Raw genomic sequence first — 14,056 nt, 5'->3', positions numbered from 1 at the left:
ATACTAGCTGTCAATTGCAGCGCACGTTTAATCAAGGGTTTAGTCAAGGAAGGTCAAGGTGAAGTTTAGTGAAGATTCGAATGATGCCACTTATCGCATCATGTCCTATGGCGCGGGTTGGGTACAAGTCAATAATCAGCGTTTAGAACACCCATTTATTATTGGCCCCCAGCACTTAATTACCGACTGGAACGCCGAGCGCTTTGAGAGCCTTAACGCAAGTCAGTTACAGACTTTGTTGGACATCCCTGCAAGTATTATTATTTTGGGCACAGGTGAGCAACACTTATTACCTTCACACGAGGTTTTAAAAACCTTGGTCACCCATGGGAAAGGTTTTGAAATAATGACTAGCGCTGCAGCTTGTCGTACTTATACAGTATTAGCCGCAGAACAACGCTCTGTTGTCATGGGTGTGTTTCCCTAATAGTTTAAAGGCAAGCTGCAAGAGCTTGCTTCTTTAAAAATAAGTATGACGATTGGATTATGCTTAATTGCCTAACAAGCTTTCGCTGGAAAAACCTTGGTTTTCCAAAATACGGCGCAAGCGTTTTAATGCATCCATTTGAATCTGACGTACACGCTCACGCGTTAGATTCAACTCAGCACCCACTTGTTCCAGCGTAGTACGCTCATGACCATAAAGACCGAAACGACGAACAATGACTTCTTTTTGCTTTTCGTCTAATTGCGTCAGCCAACTTTCAACCGAATAGCCAACACGCTCATCCTCTAAGATAAATGAGGGTTCTTGCTCTTCTTCAGTAGCAATGAAATCAACTAATGGACTATCGCTTTCCTTGCCTACCGGTAGATCCAGCGAGGAAACATGCTCATTAAAACCCAATAAACGACGAATACTGTCTACCGAACGCCCTAATAACTCAGACATTTCAGTCAAAGTTGGCTCACGACCTAACTTCTGTGCCACTTCGCGCTGCTTACGCATATAAGCACTCAGTTCTTTATTGACGTGAATCGGTAAGCGAATCGTGCGCGTTTGATTCATTAAAGCGCGTTCAATATTTTGGCGAATCCACCAAGTTGCATAAGTAGAAAAGCGGAAACCACGCTCAGGATCAAACTTTTCGACCGCATGAATTAAGCCTAAATTACCTTCCTCAATCAGGTCTGGCAAAGGCAAACCGCGCCCCAAATAACGACGCGCAATTTTTACTACCAGACGTAGATTGCTAGTAATCATTTTCTTGCGCCCAAGAGGATCGCCGTCACGTGCTAGACGACCAAAATGAATTTCTTCTTCTGGGGTCAATAAAGGCGCAACCTCTATTTCACGAAGATAGAGCTGTGTTGCATCACGTTCAGGCAGATTAGCGGCCTGCAAATCGGGTTGAACAAATAAATCGTCTACAGTGCCCTCAAGACTTAGTTCATCTAAGTCATCTGGTTGTTCAGTAGCCTCAAGTTCCAAATCATCTTCATCGCTACTCAAACAATAATCGGTTGTTTTGAGATGCGCATGAGTCTGTGGGCTGTGCATTACTGCCTCCTCTGGGTTTGTTACAGGACCAACATCCTGCTATTAACAAGCAAACTTTATAAATCCCCAAACTTGCTACTCTCTCAACAATCAACATTACTTTATTAAATCGACTATTAAATTTTTATTGAAATACTTATTTTTAGTTCAAAATATCACACTTTCTCAAACCTGAAAAGAGCTTAACCAAAACTTAATATTTTCTAAAATATTGATTTAAAAAGCTTTTAAAAAAAATTTGAAAAATAATTGCCAAGCTTAAGCTGAATACAAGCTTAACCTGCTTAACCATTGATCAACTTGCTGGCTAGCCTGTGAACGTTGCTGCACGGTGAGATCACGGCCAACACGCTCCCGATGCTGTTCGGATTTGGTTATACCTAGTTTCGCAGCTATGCTAAACCATTTAAAGGCTTCTGTTTCATCGCGCTTTACCCCTTCACCTAGGGCAAAACAGCGCCCTAAATTGTGACAAGCTTCAGCCTGCCCTTGGGCAGCGGCTTCTAAATACCACTTAACTGCCTGCTCGGAGTCAGCCGGTAAACCATCACCGGTGTCAAATTTTAAGCCAATACGAAATTGGGCATCGGCGTTACCCTGCTCTGCAGCCAGCCAATACCAGCGCACTGCTTGGTTCGGATTTGCCCTCAGGCCATCACCTTGATCGAGCATAACCCCCAAATTAAAAGCCGCATCTGCGAAACCTTGCTCAGCCGCTTGCTGATAATAATAAGCGGCCAAGGTTGCGTTACGTTCAACGCCATTGCCTTGATCTAATAACATGGCTAAATGGTATTGCGCGTTCAAATCACCTGTTGATGCCAGTGTCTGCCACGCGCGAATGGCAACTTCGCGCTTACCTTGTTGCCAAGCTGTTAAAGCTTGTTCGAATGTCATACGCACGCCCCCATAGCCCGTCACTGAAGCAGATTTTTAGCGAATGCTCTAACACTAAAATAAATTTTTAAGGTCTACCGTACTGCTTTTCTAAATTTTTAATATAAGACTTACGCTGATCGGTTGATAAATTCGGCCATTTGGCAAGCAGCTTTTTTCTTTCATCACTTGGTAATTTTTGTGTCCAACGCCACCATGCTTTTATTTTCTGACGCTGCTCGGGTGTTAGACTGCGATAATGATCTAATTTGCGTTGCAATACGGCGCGCCGAGCACTTGAATAAGCGAGCCACTGTTGGCGGCGCTGTTTGATTAAGCCACGTTCAGTCACCGAGAGATTGGCCCAATCGCGCAAGGCTTGTTGGGTTTGGGGCGGAAATTGTGTCCACTGCGCTTGATAGTCTTTTAGGACTTGCTGCTCGCGAGTACTGAGTTGACTCCAACTCTCCGCCCAAACCGATGAAATAGTTAAGAAACTGATACAAAAAACGAATAAACAACGGTGTAGCACCAGAAATGCCCAATCTGACGCAGTTTGCCTCATCGCTTGCCCTCCTATGGCTGATGAACGTCCTGTGCTAGCGCGAACAGATCAGGAGAGTCCGTATTCGTATCAACACCGATCTCCTCCCAATAGCGTCCATAGGTTTGCCACCAGTTCATGAGCGCTACAATATCCTCTGCTTCTTCTTGCGCCACACTAGGCGTTATCCACAGTGTTAGTGCAAGTAAGCACCAATGGAATCCTTTCCCTTGGGTCATCGCTTTTACCTCATTGTTAAGTTAATAGTGGCTATTTACACGTTGGTAGCCAGCCACTCATACATTTCCAGATGTTCGAGAAACTCAGTGTCCTCGGTCATCATGGTGTCTTTAGCCACACCACTGGCTTCCACTGCACGCGGCAAAACTGGCTCTGATCCATCAATCGTCTTGCTTTGCGTTAGAAACCAACCCACTGCTATCACGGTAACGACCGTAAAGGTTAAGCGTGATACCAGTGAATAATGACGAGACCTCACTGGCAACGTAAAAAACCGCCCCATTTTTTGCCGCCACGCCATTAAGCTGGTCATTGATTGACCTTGCAAAGCTTGCTCACGAAGGTTTTTTAAGGCTTGTAATTCCTTAGCCGTTAAACGCTCCGTTTGCGCTTGCAAGCCCTCTCGAACAGCGTGCATTAACTCTAATGTTTGATATGCAAGCTCATCCCGCCCGTTTGTCATCGAAAGACTCCTAAATGTTGGCGCAAACTATGCACAGCCCGTGAAAAGTGAGTTTTTACACTTCCCTCAGAACAGCCCATGATCGCTGCGGTTTGCGCAATGTCATAACCTTCCCACGCCCTTAGCACTAATGCCTGCTGCTGACGTAACGGCAAAGCCTCAATTAATTTCACTAATTCTTCACCCAACTGTTCACTTTGCAGCTGTAGCTCTGGCTCTAAAAATTGTGTTTGAGCGACGGTATTTTCAGGCTCCCAAACCTCATTATCATCTTCAAGTTCTTCTGGTTGCGTGCGCGAAAATACCCTCCACCGTGAGCGTACTTGACGCCGACGATGCCAATCATTAATTTTGCTGTGTAAGATACTGTGAAATAATGCGCCCCACTCTTTTTCAGAGTGGTCTTGATAACGACTGACTAAAGCCAACATCGCATCCTGCACGATATCCAATGCTTCTTCGCTATCTTGCGTAGCTAGCCGCGCTGTTACCAAGGCACGCCGCTCAACGGATTGCAGAAACGCATTCATCAAAGCTGACGAATCCAGACCAATGCTCCTTTATACTCTCTACCACTGTCGTATGGATGCCTTGTTATAATGGCTGCTTGTTACGACAGTGGCTGCACCCCATGTGCTACAACGCGCCTGATTTAAGCATACTAACGCCTCATCATTTTAAACGTTGACACCTGTACGCCATTTGGCATTATTCTTCTGAAGCGTAAAGGCAGACTAAGTTCCATAACTTTTCGCCACGACTAACATTAGCTTAACTATTAAGAGAGGCCCCAGAATGCGCTGGAGAGACGGAAGACGCAGTGACAATATCGAAGATCGCCGTGGTTCAGGGATGGGTGGTCCGGTACGAATTGGCGGGCTTGGCCTAATCGCCACAGTGGTGATTGCTTGGCTAATGGGCGCTAATCCTAGTCAAATCTTTGGTTTAGTAGCCGATAATATTTTAGGCGGCGGTGGCAGTTCGAACGTTAATACCGCCTATCAAGAAACCGGTGTCGAGCGCGAACAAGCGGAGTTTGTTTCCGTGGTCATGGCGAGTACTGAAGATATTTGGAACCCCATTTTCCAAGAGGCTAACGCTCAATATCAAGAACCTAAACTAGTGCTTTTTAAAGACCAAACGTCTTCGGCTTGTGGCATGTCTAGCTCCGCTACCGGCCCTTTTTATTGCCCCGGCGATCGCAAGGTTTATATCGATTTAGGCTTCTTTAATGAACTGCGTCAAATGGGCGCTTCAGGCGAATTTGCACGTGCTTATGTGATTGGTCATGAAGTAGGACACCATGTTCAAAATCTTTTAGGCATTACGACTCAAATTAGCCGTATGCAAAACCAATCCTCTCAACGCGATTCTAATGCTTTATCGGTTTTATTAGAATTACAAGCAGACTGCTTCGCCGGTGTCTGGGCCAATCAAGCCCAACGCAAATTTAATATTCTTGAGCAAGGTGATATTGAAGCCGGCTTACAGGCCGCCGCCTCGATCGGCGACGACCGCTTGCAACGTATGTCAGGCCGTGCCGTTAATCCAGATCGCTTTACCCATGGTAGCTCAGAACAACGCGTTCAGTGGTTTAAAACAGGTCTGCAATATGGCGATATGAATCGTTGTAATACTTTTGCCTCTGCTCGCTAATCGGCTGCGAAATTCATTTCTAAATAATTGAACACTGCCAAAAGCCCCATTGCCTCACCACCAATGGGTCTACCGGGGCGAGCGCGTAAATTCCATGCCATGACATCAAAATGCGCCCAAGGCACTTGGGCGGGCACAAACTCGTTCAAAAATAAAGCAGCCGTAATAGCACCACCATAACTATCCCCACTATTGCTCAAATCAGCAACGGAGCTTTTTAATTTCTCGAAATAAGGCTTATGTAAGGGTAAATTCCAGATCAATTCATTGCAGCGCGTTGCTGCAGCTTGCAATTGCTGCATGAGGCTACGATCGTTGGTGAAAAATACCGGAATTTCAGTACCTAAAGCGATACGAGCCGCACCGGTTAGGGTCGCAAAATCGATAATGACTTCTGGATCACTTTCTACGGCATAAGCCAAAGTATCACATAAAATCAAACGCCCTTCCGCATCGGTATTATCTACCTCGACCGTTTTGCCTAAACGGGTTGATAATACATCACCTGGGCGAAACGCATCACCGCCGATGGCATTATCCACCGCTGGCACTAACACCTGTAAACGCACTGGTAATTCGAGCTGCATAATAAGTTTGGCTAAGCCCAACACATGCGCCGCCCCACCCATATCTTTTTTCATTAAACGCATGGCTGAAGAGGGTTTAATATCTAACCCACCGGTATCGAAGCAGACCCCTTTCCCCACCAAGCAAACACGCGGATCGCTCTCATCCCCCCAATTTAGCTCTAATAGGCGCGGCGCATGAACACTAGCACGCCCTACTGCATGAATGGCGGGAAAATTTTGCGTTAAGAGACTTTGACCAACAATACTTCGAAACTGTGCTTCGTGCACTTCAGCAAGGCGACTCATGGCCTGTTCCAGATCGTATGGCATCATATGGTTAGCTGGCGTATTCACCAAATTACGCACCCAATGAATAGCCTCCACGATGGCTCTGACACGCTCTTGGTGCTGCTCAGGCAAATGCAGTAAAGGCGAGATTTTAGTATCTGGTTTCCGAAACTGTTCAAAACGATAACTACCCAGCCCCCAGCCTAAAGCAAGCTGCTCGACTTGATCTTCCAACCAATCCCCACTCAGCGCATATTCGCCACTGGGTAATTGGCTCGGCAACTGCCCCAAAGCCCACGTGTAGCCCTCACTACTATCGAATCCGACCCATACCTCAGCCACATGCCCTTCATCATCCGGCATTAACACGAATTGACCTGCCTTCCCCTTAAAACCTTGTAACTCAAGCCAATTTAAACGTCCTGCCGCCAACTGCAATTTGGTTTCAGTCCATTGGGCTTCTGTGACAAGGTGTAAAGGAATAGTGAATTCATTTTTTTCAATAAAGAACATAATAGCTACCCTAAAAGACTGTTAATGTTGATTATATAGATTAGAGCTTAACCTATAATTTCTTTGACTTAGTTGAAAACTATCGGCTAATGATTGACAAATTAGCTACCTCCGCTTCATGCTTTGCGCTTAATTTTTATAAAATTAACTGACCATTTTAAGCGATCCAAATCTCAATTATGCGTATTGATACTACCTACACCGTGCAAACACCAGAGGGTATTGAGTTAAAACTCTCTCCGGCTGGCCCTGTGCCACGTATGTGGGCTTGGGTCATTGATTTAGGGATTCGCGTGGTTATTTATTTTTTGACCTTTGCATTAGCCAGCTTTTTAGGCGAAACCGGATTAGGCATTGCTTTTATTTTAATGTTCTTAATGGAATGGTTTTATCCCGTTTGGTTTGAGTTACGTTCTCACGGACAAACTCCTGGCAAAAAATACATGGGCTTATATGTAGCACATCTTGACGCCAGCCCTATTTCACCAGCCGCTTCTGTGGTACGAAACTTGCTGCGAGTGGTGGATTTTTTACCTCTTTTTTATGGTTTGGGCTTAATCAGCATCTTACTCAATCGCCGTTTTCAACGCTTGGGCGATCTGGCGGCCAATACGGTTGTTTTATATAAGCCTGAAGTCTCAAAACCACTACAAGCCAATCAAGCACCCGCTATGATGCCGCCCGTCAGCCTGACTCTCGCCGAACAACAAGCGATTATTCTATTTGCTCAACGCGAAAAAAGCCTGACGCCGGAGCGCCAAGAAGAATTAGCCGATTTAACAGGGACTTTAGTGGCAGGACAACTGCATAAAGCAGCTTGGCTGCGTAGTATTGCAAGCTGGATCACTGGGCAATAAACGATGAAACAATCCGCCTTTATTAATGATAATGAAGCCCTATGGCAACAAATTGAAACTTGGCTTAATTTCCAAGATTTATCACGCCGTGAACGAGCAAGACTCACAAAAACTGATCAACACAATGTGCCCGCTAGTTTTGACTTTCCGGAAGCTTATCGGCGCTTATGCCATCATTTGGCCTTGGCACAATCGCGCATGTACAGTCCACTGTTAATTGAACGCTTAAATCGTTTAGTAGTACGTGGACATAATCGCCTTTACTCACACAAATTCAATATTTTCAAGCAAATTTTAGATTTCTTTCTGTATGGTTTCCCACAACTAGTACGGCAAGAATACCGTGTTGTTTTATTTTCTACTGCTTTATTTTTTCTTAGCTTTTTCCTAATTTTTGGCGCTATTCAGCTCTATCCTGAATTAGTTTATTCAGTAATTGATGGTGAACAGGTGCTTGAAATGGAAGCCATGTATAATCCTAAGCTCACAGAACGCTTAGGGCGTGAGCGTCAAGCTGACACGGACGTTTATATGTTCGGTTTTTATATTAGCCATAATACGGGAATCGACTTCCAAACCTTTGCGGGCGGCCTACTCTTTGGGATTGGTACCTTAGTTGTGATTTTATTTAATGGCCTGAATATTGGAGCGGTTGCTGGGCACTTAACACATGTTGGCTATACGCAAACCTTTTGGAGTTTCGTTGCAGGCCATAGTGCCTTTGAACTTATTGCGATGTTTATTTCAGGGGCAGCTGGCTTTAAACTAGCCGAGGCTTTGATTAAACCGGGACAAAAGTCTCGTCTACTTGCCTTATTAGATAATAGCCAAATTGCCATTCGATTAATTTATGGAGCGGCAACGATGACGATTATGGCAGCGTTTATTGAAGCCTTCTGGTCATCCCAAGTCATTATACCAGCCCTTGTGAAATATATAGTCGGCATTTTACTCTGGTTACTAACCATTAGTTATTTTATCTGGGTCGGACGGTTCCGTACTAACACAGTCAGGCAGGTATCGGCATGAAGCTAGCCGAGCTTACCGTCATTATGCGCCCTAGGACTGAATGGGAGGCTATTGATTTAGGCTTTTCTTTAGTACAAGCGAATTGGCAAGTTCTTTATTGGCCTTTTTTCTTATTACTCACACTCATTTGCTCTTTTCTGTGGTTGGTAACGCCTCTTGATTATATCTGGGTAGCCTATACTATTGCTTGGCTACTAAAACCTTTATACGATCGCTTTATTTTACATATACTAAGTCATAGCTTATTCGGACAACAACTTAGTAGTGCGCAAGCCTTTTCAGCCTTACCACAGTTACTTCGTCATAGCGGCTTATTTGGTGCTTTAACTTATCGACGCCTCTCTTTATCACGTAGCTATAGCTTACCTATTTGGCAGCTTGAGGGATTACGCGGCACAGGACGTAAAGAACGTCAACAGTTATTATTTTTACAAGGTCATGATAAAGCAGTTTGGCTGACGATTGGATGTTTACACTTTGAATTTCTAATCACTATTACCTTATATGGATTAATCACTACTATTGATCCTAGCGGTTTTATGATGGATTTTATTAAAGATATATTTCAAGGAAAAACCAATTTAGATTTGAACTACTGGGCCGAGTTAGTTCAATATATTGTCTATACCCTGAGCATTTTTTTAATTCATCCATTTTTTGTCGCTGGAGGCTTTGGGCTTTACTTAAATCGTCGTAGTCAGCTTGAAGCATGGGATTTAGAGATTACCTTCCGTCATTTAGGTGAACGCCTCGAAAAACTAGCAAAGCCAGTACTTTCAAGTTTGGCTGTAGCCTTACTTACTCTGATTATTGTTTTTACGCAAGGCTTTCTGGCAACACCTAGCTATGCAGACACTAAACCAGAGAGCACTGAAACCCAAATACCGTCTCCTGAACCTCTGGAACCAAATGTTTTACCCGTCAATGAAGCTGAAGCTAAGCTAGAAGAAGTCATGGCACTACCAGAGTTTTCTGAAAAGACACAGCGTTGGACGTTTGTACCACGCCATAAAAAAGAAAAAAATCCGCGCACTGATTATGAGCCCACGCCTTTTCTAACAGGTCTCGCTAAAATTTTTGCTCAAACTATTAAAAGCTTATTGTATGTCGCTATTATTATCTTAATTATTCTTGGCATTATTTATCGCAAGAAACTACTAGCCTTATTAGATCACAGTGCTAAGAAATCCGATCCAATTGCCAAACCCGATGTATTATTTGGCTTAGATATTCGCCCTGAGTCCCTACCTGATGATATAGCCGGAACGGCTCGCCAATTATTTGAGCAGGGAAAAACGCGAGAGGCGCTAAGTCTATTATACCGTGCTGCACTCATGATTCTAACACGCCATGATACTTTAGATATTTTAAGTAGTCATACCGAAGGTGATATTATCAAATTAGCTCGGCCAAGTTTATCTGAATCACGTCTACACTACCTACGTGTACTCACCCAGCAATGGCAAACTATTGCTTATGCCCATCGCCAACCGAATGACCATGCTATTAGTGAATTATTTAATAACTGGAGCAACTTTCAGGCCGCACCTGAAAAAACTGAGCTAAGCGCATGAGCCTTAAAACTATTATCATCAATATCTTAGCACTCCTGTTTTTAGTTGCTTTGGGCTTTTTATTTGATGCAAATTATGAACTGAAACAAGTTGAGGAATACTCAGGATTTCAAGGTGAAGCACGCACTAATGACTTATATGCAGCCCGACTATTCTTAAAAAGAATGGGTATTCCCGCCCAAAGTCTCGATTATACTGGCCCGCCAGCAGACACTAAGACGGTTATCTTCTTAGATACCCAACGCTATAATATTTCCTCAGAAAAAATAGAGGCCTTATTAGATTGGGTTCAGCAAGGTGGACACTTAATAGCACGTACACGTAGTACTCATTCTGATTTTAGTATTTTAGCTGATACTCCTTTTGAAAACGATCGAAAACCTGATGTTTTACAAAATGCACTAAAGATTAGCTCAGGTGAATCAGTCTATCTTGAAGAAGAGCAGCTACCCCTAGAAATTAACTTGCCGAATACTGAGGAAACCTTAAGCGTTGGAGTAGATTTTTTTTATTCTATAATTGCTCCACAGGCAAGCTTCTCCGCGTCACATGAAAATAATAACTGGTTAGTACAACAAAAATATGGTGAAGGTTTAGTAAGTTTCTTAGCAGACTCTAGTATTTTTTCTAATCGCCACTTAGAAGATGAAGATCATGCTAAACTTCTATGGTACTTAGTCCATAGCCACGCCAAAGAAATTAGCAAGGTTTGGTTGATTGATAAAGATGATTATCCCTCGCTTATGAAGCTACTCCAAGAATACGCTTGGACTGTATTGTTAAGTTTGGCTTTGCTGATTTTATTAACGCTATGGGCATGGATACCGCGCTTAGGGCCATTAATTGATGTTGCTCCGCCTTTTAGGCGTCAGTTGTTAGAGCATATTCGAGCTAGTGGTTTCTGGCTATGGAATAACCCTGAGCAGCGCCAAGAAAAACTCATCCAAGCCACCCGCCAACAGATTCAACAGCTCGCGCAAAAACGCGTAAATGGCGGGCAATTACTAGACGATAAGAAAATCACTCAACAGCTAGCACTTTATTTAAATTGGCCTGATGATAAATACTCGACGCTAGAACATTTATTAAAATCGCCACAACTCTCTGAAGCAGAATTTTTAAACTTGGTAAAAATAGCTAATACTTTAAGGAACTCGACATGACTTACTCGCTTAGTTTGTCTCAAGCCAGCCAACTTGCTAGACAAATTCAATCAGAAATCGCCAAAGCCTTGATTGGCCAAGAACAAGTCATCCGTGAAACCTTAATCGCTTTATTAGCCGGTGGGCATGTGTTAATTGAAGGCGTACCGGGCTTAGGTAAAACTTTATTAGTCCGAGCCCTAGCAAATAGTATTTCTGGGCAATTTGCACGGATTCAATTTACACCGGATTTAATGCCAGCGGATATTAGTGGGCATGTCTTATTTGATATGAAGAATCAGCGTTTTGATTTACGCAAAGGCCCTGTTTTTACGAATATTTTATTAGCAGATGAGATTAATCGTGCGCCTGCTAAAACCCAATCAGCTTTATTAGAGGTTATGCAAGAACAGCAAGTCACAATTGAAGGTGAAGCGCATCCGGTGCCCTTACCTTTTATGACGCTAGCGACTCAAAACCCACTTGAGCAAGAGGGCACTTATCCACTACCAGAGGCTCAACTCGATCGTTTCCTGCTTAAAGTTTACATCGACTATCCTAGTGTTGAGGAAGAAAACGCCATGGTGGCCGTAGTCACGAATCAACAAATTGGCGATCGTTTTAATCTGAATGCACTCCAAGCAGTGGTAACGCCACAGGCTATAATGGAAATGCAAAAAGTCACTGCGAATGTGGCGGTGGATGAAAGCGTCATGCAATACGCCGTTCGTATAGTACGAGCCACACGTGGCGGCCAAGGTTTACGTTTTGGTGCAGGCCCGCGTGGTAGCATTGCGCTGATTCGGGCAGGACGCGCTCATGCTTTATTGGAAGGACGTGATTTCGTACACCCAGATGACATTAAGCAAGTTACCTTGCCGGTCTTACGCCATCGCGTTTCGCTCTCACCAGAAATGGAATTAGAAGGCTATAACACGGATCATGTGTTGAATGCTCTGCTCAACAAGACGGAAGCGCCGCGCCAATGATTCTGCCCGCACGACGCAGCTTTTATATACTCACAGGCTTTTTAGCGGCTGCGCTGGTGGTGAGCTTTTACCCTGATTTACAAACGCTTTGGTTACTTGCCTTAGGGTTATGGGTAGTAAATGCCACTTACGACGCCTGGCGAGCATGGCGCACGCCTCGCATTACGCTAAGCCGTGATGTACCGCACTCTTTGCCGGTAGGGATTCAGCGCAATGTGAGCTTGCATATTACACAAGATAGCCAACGCCCTTTGACGATTGAGCTTTTCGATCATGCGCCCGCCGAATTAGCTGTACAAGGTCTACCGCTGCGTTTTTCGCTCGCACCAAACACTTTTGCCCAGCCGCAATACAGTATTCGCCCCGTCGAACGGGGACGATATGAATACCAGATCGCACAAGCACGGGTCTTATCGCCCCTACAATTATGGTGGCATGATTATAAGCTAGCAGTGCCCTCAGAGCTGCGGATTTATCCCAACTTTGCCGCTATTGCACAATACACCCTACTCGCAACCGATAATAAGCTCAGTCAAATCGGCATTCGTAAACAACGTCGCCGTGGCGAAGGTCAGGATTTTCATCAATTACGCGAATACCGTGCCGGTGATAGTTTGCGCCAAATCGACTGGAAAGCGACTGCACGAATGTACAAAGCAATTTCGCGCGAATATCAAGATGAGCGTGATCAAGAAATCATTCTGCTCATGGATTGTGGGCATCGGATGCAAGCCCGTGACGGCGCGTTATCGCATTTTGATCATACCTTGAATGCAGCACTGTTATTAGCCTATGTGGCGCTACGTCAAGGGGATGCCGTGGGTTTAGGCACTTTTGGCGGCACCCAACGCTGGCTACCTGCCCGTAAAGGCCATTATGCCCTAAATCAGTTATTGAATGCGCTGTATGACTTGCAACCCACTCCACAAGCACCCGACTATAGCCAAGCCGCGACTGAATTATTAGTGCGTCAGAAAAAACGCGCTTTAGTGATTTTGGTAACGAATTTACGCGATGAAGATACCGAAGATTTAATGCCTGCCTTACATTTATTGCGCAGACGCCATCTATTACTCTTAGCCAGTATGCGCGAACAGGCTTTAGATAAAGCGTTACAAACACCAGTGGACAAACTGGAACAAGCCATTGAGCAAGCGGCAATCATGAACTATTTACAGCAACGCCAAACGACCTTAGAAAAAATTCGCCGCTCTGGCATACATGCCCTAGACGTAGCGCCCGACCATTTATCAACCGCGTTAATTAATCGCTATTTGGATATTAAACGCAGTGGGGCACTTTAGTGACGTGCTTGGCAAGCCGGACACTGCCCTTGCAGATTTAACTCTACTTGCTCTAATTGATAACCTTGGGGTAAGGCGAATAATAAGGCAGGCTGCAAGTTTTCAAGGCAAAATACTTGCTGGCAAGCTCGACAATAAAAATGTGCGTGCTGTTGCGCTAACCCTAGCTGTGCATTATAACGCCAAGCTCGATCCGCCCCAGCAATTCGATGTGCTAAGCCACGCTCCACTAGCCAATCCAAGGCGCGATATAGCGTAACCCGATCGGCTTCTATGCCTTGTTGCGCTGCTAAATTTTCAATATCAACATGGCTCAACGCTGACTCAGCTTGTAGTAAAATAGCCAATACATGCAAACGGGCTTGTGTTGAGCGGCCACGCGCAAAACTCAGTAGATTACGTGCCTGCTCAAGGGCTTGTGTTGCGGTATTAGCTGGCGCAGGCTCGACATTCATGAAGCAATTAAACCTTAGTACGAAAGCTGTATTATAACGATGCTCCAGCTAGTCGA

16 protein-coding genes are annotated in these 14,056 nt (G+C 44.5%); 8 read left to right on the top strand and 8 right to left on the bottom strand.

Going from position 1 to position 14,056, the window contains the following annotated elements; all coding sequences use genetic code 11:
• Nucleotides 1-58: 58 nt before the first annotated feature.
• Complete coding sequence (locus tag A3IE_RS0101870) at nt 59-427, top strand: Mth938-like domain-containing protein (protein ID WP_020393878.1); 369 nt, start codon at nt 59-61, stop codon at nt 425-427.
• 63 nt (nt 428-490) lie between these two features.
• On the opposite strand, the gene rpoS is transcribed toward A3IE_RS0101870, so the two are convergent.
• From rpoS to A3IE_RS0101840, 6 genes are all read right to left on the bottom strand, one after another.
• Entirely contained in the window at nt 491-1,501 is a 1,011-nt protein-coding gene (gene rpoS, locus A3IE_RS0101865; RefSeq protein ID WP_020393877.1) for an RNA polymerase sigma factor RpoS, read from the bottom strand.
• A 258-nt stretch (nt 1,502-1,759) separates the two neighbouring features.
• Nucleotides 1,760-2,398: a tetratricopeptide repeat protein gene (locus tag A3IE_RS0101860; RefSeq protein WP_020393876.1), complete on the bottom strand. Its 639-nt coding sequence runs from the start codon at nt 2,396-2,398 to the stop codon at nt 1,760-1,762.
• Nucleotides 2,399-2,465: 67 nt separating this feature from the next.
• Nucleotides 2,466-2,942 carry a DUF3106 domain-containing protein gene (locus A3IE_RS0101855; RefSeq protein ID WP_020393875.1) on the bottom strand — a complete coding sequence of 159 codons (477 nt, stop codon included), beginning with the start codon at nt 2,940-2,942 and terminating at the stop codon, nt 2,466-2,468.
• An 11-nt stretch (nt 2,943-2,953) separates the two neighbouring features.
• Nucleotides 2,954-3,160, bottom strand: coding sequence for a hypothetical protein (locus A3IE_RS0101850; RefSeq protein WP_020393874.1), 207 nt, complete (start codon nt 3,158-3,160; stop codon nt 2,954-2,956).
• A 35-nt stretch (nt 3,161-3,195) separates the two neighbouring features.
• Nucleotides 3,196-3,624 (bottom strand): hypothetical protein, encoded by a 429-nt coding sequence (locus A3IE_RS0101845; RefSeq protein WP_020393873.1) that lies wholly within the window; start codon nt 3,622-3,624, stop codon nt 3,196-3,198.
• The gene (locus A3IE_RS0101840; RefSeq protein WP_020393872.1) at nt 3,621-4,154 is read right to left on the bottom strand and encodes an RNA polymerase sigma factor; all 534 of its coding nucleotides are present in this window, start codon (nt 4,152-4,154) and stop codon (nt 3,621-3,623) included. Before A3IE_RS0101840 ends, A3IE_RS0101845 begins: the two co-directional genes overlap by 4 nt.
• 265 nt (nt 4,155-4,419) lie before the next feature.
• Between A3IE_RS0101840 and ypfJ the strand changes: the two genes are divergently transcribed.
• Nucleotides 4,420-5,280: a KPN_02809 family neutral zinc metallopeptidase gene (gene ypfJ, locus A3IE_RS0101835; protein WP_020393871.1), complete on the top strand. Its 861-nt coding sequence runs from the start codon at nt 4,420-4,422 to the stop codon at nt 5,278-5,280.
• Here ypfJ and A3IE_RS0101830 read toward each other — a convergent pair.
• Nucleotides 5,277-6,650, bottom strand: coding sequence for a leucyl aminopeptidase family protein (locus A3IE_RS0101830; protein ID WP_020393870.1), 1,374 nt, complete (start codon nt 6,648-6,650; stop codon nt 5,277-5,279). The genes ypfJ and A3IE_RS0101830 overlap by 4 nt on opposite strands.
• A gap of 179 nt (nt 6,651-6,829) precedes the next feature.
• Here A3IE_RS0101830 and A3IE_RS0101825 point away from each other — a divergent pair, with 179 nt between their 5' ends.
• The 6 genes from A3IE_RS0101825 to A3IE_RS0101800 are packed head-to-tail and all read left to right on the top strand — an operon-like array spanning nt 6,830 to nt 13,545.
• Nucleotides 6,830-7,507, top strand: coding sequence for an RDD family protein (locus A3IE_RS0101825; RefSeq protein ID WP_020393869.1), 678 nt, complete (start codon nt 6,830-6,832; stop codon nt 7,505-7,507).
• Nucleotides 7,508-7,510: 3 nt separating this feature from the next.
• A complete protein-coding gene (locus tag A3IE_RS0101820) occupies nt 7,511-8,536 on the top strand; it encodes a stage II sporulation protein M (protein WP_020393868.1) in 1,026 nt (341 codons plus the stop codon).
• Nucleotides 8,533-10,110, top strand: coding sequence for a hypothetical protein (locus A3IE_RS0101815; RefSeq protein ID WP_020393867.1), 1,578 nt, complete (start codon nt 8,533-8,535; stop codon nt 10,108-10,110). Before A3IE_RS0101820 ends, A3IE_RS0101815 begins: the two co-directional genes overlap by 4 nt.
• On the top strand, nt 10,107-11,273 hold the full coding sequence (locus tag A3IE_RS0101810; RefSeq protein WP_020393866.1) for a DUF4350 domain-containing protein: 1,167 nt from the start codon (nt 10,107-10,109) through the stop codon (nt 11,271-11,273). Before A3IE_RS0101815 ends, A3IE_RS0101810 begins: the two co-directional genes overlap by 4 nt.
• A complete protein-coding gene (locus A3IE_RS0101805) occupies nt 11,270-12,241 on the top strand; it encodes an AAA family ATPase (RefSeq protein WP_020393865.1) in 972 nt (323 codons plus the stop codon). Before A3IE_RS0101810 ends, A3IE_RS0101805 begins: the two co-directional genes overlap by 4 nt.
• Entirely contained in the window at nt 12,238-13,545 is a 1,308-nt protein-coding gene (locus A3IE_RS0101800; RefSeq protein WP_020393864.1) for a DUF58 domain-containing protein, read from the top strand. Before A3IE_RS0101805 ends, A3IE_RS0101800 begins: the two co-directional genes overlap by 4 nt.
• Here A3IE_RS0101800 and A3IE_RS0101795 read toward each other — a convergent pair.
• On the bottom strand, nt 13,542-14,000 hold the full coding sequence (locus A3IE_RS0101795) for a Fur family transcriptional regulator (RefSeq protein WP_020393863.1): 459 nt from the start codon (nt 13,998-14,000) through the stop codon (nt 13,542-13,544). The genes A3IE_RS0101800 and A3IE_RS0101795 overlap by 4 nt on opposite strands.
• Nucleotides 14,001-14,056 lie beyond the last annotated feature (56 nt).

The sequence above is a fragment of the Thiolinea disciformis DSM 14473 genome (genome assembly GCF_000371925.1).
Classification (GTDB): Bacteria; Pseudomonadota; Gammaproteobacteria; order Thiotrichales; family Thiotrichaceae; genus Thiolinea; species Thiolinea disciformis.
This window is presented reverse-complemented; position numbering and strand designations above follow the sequence as displayed.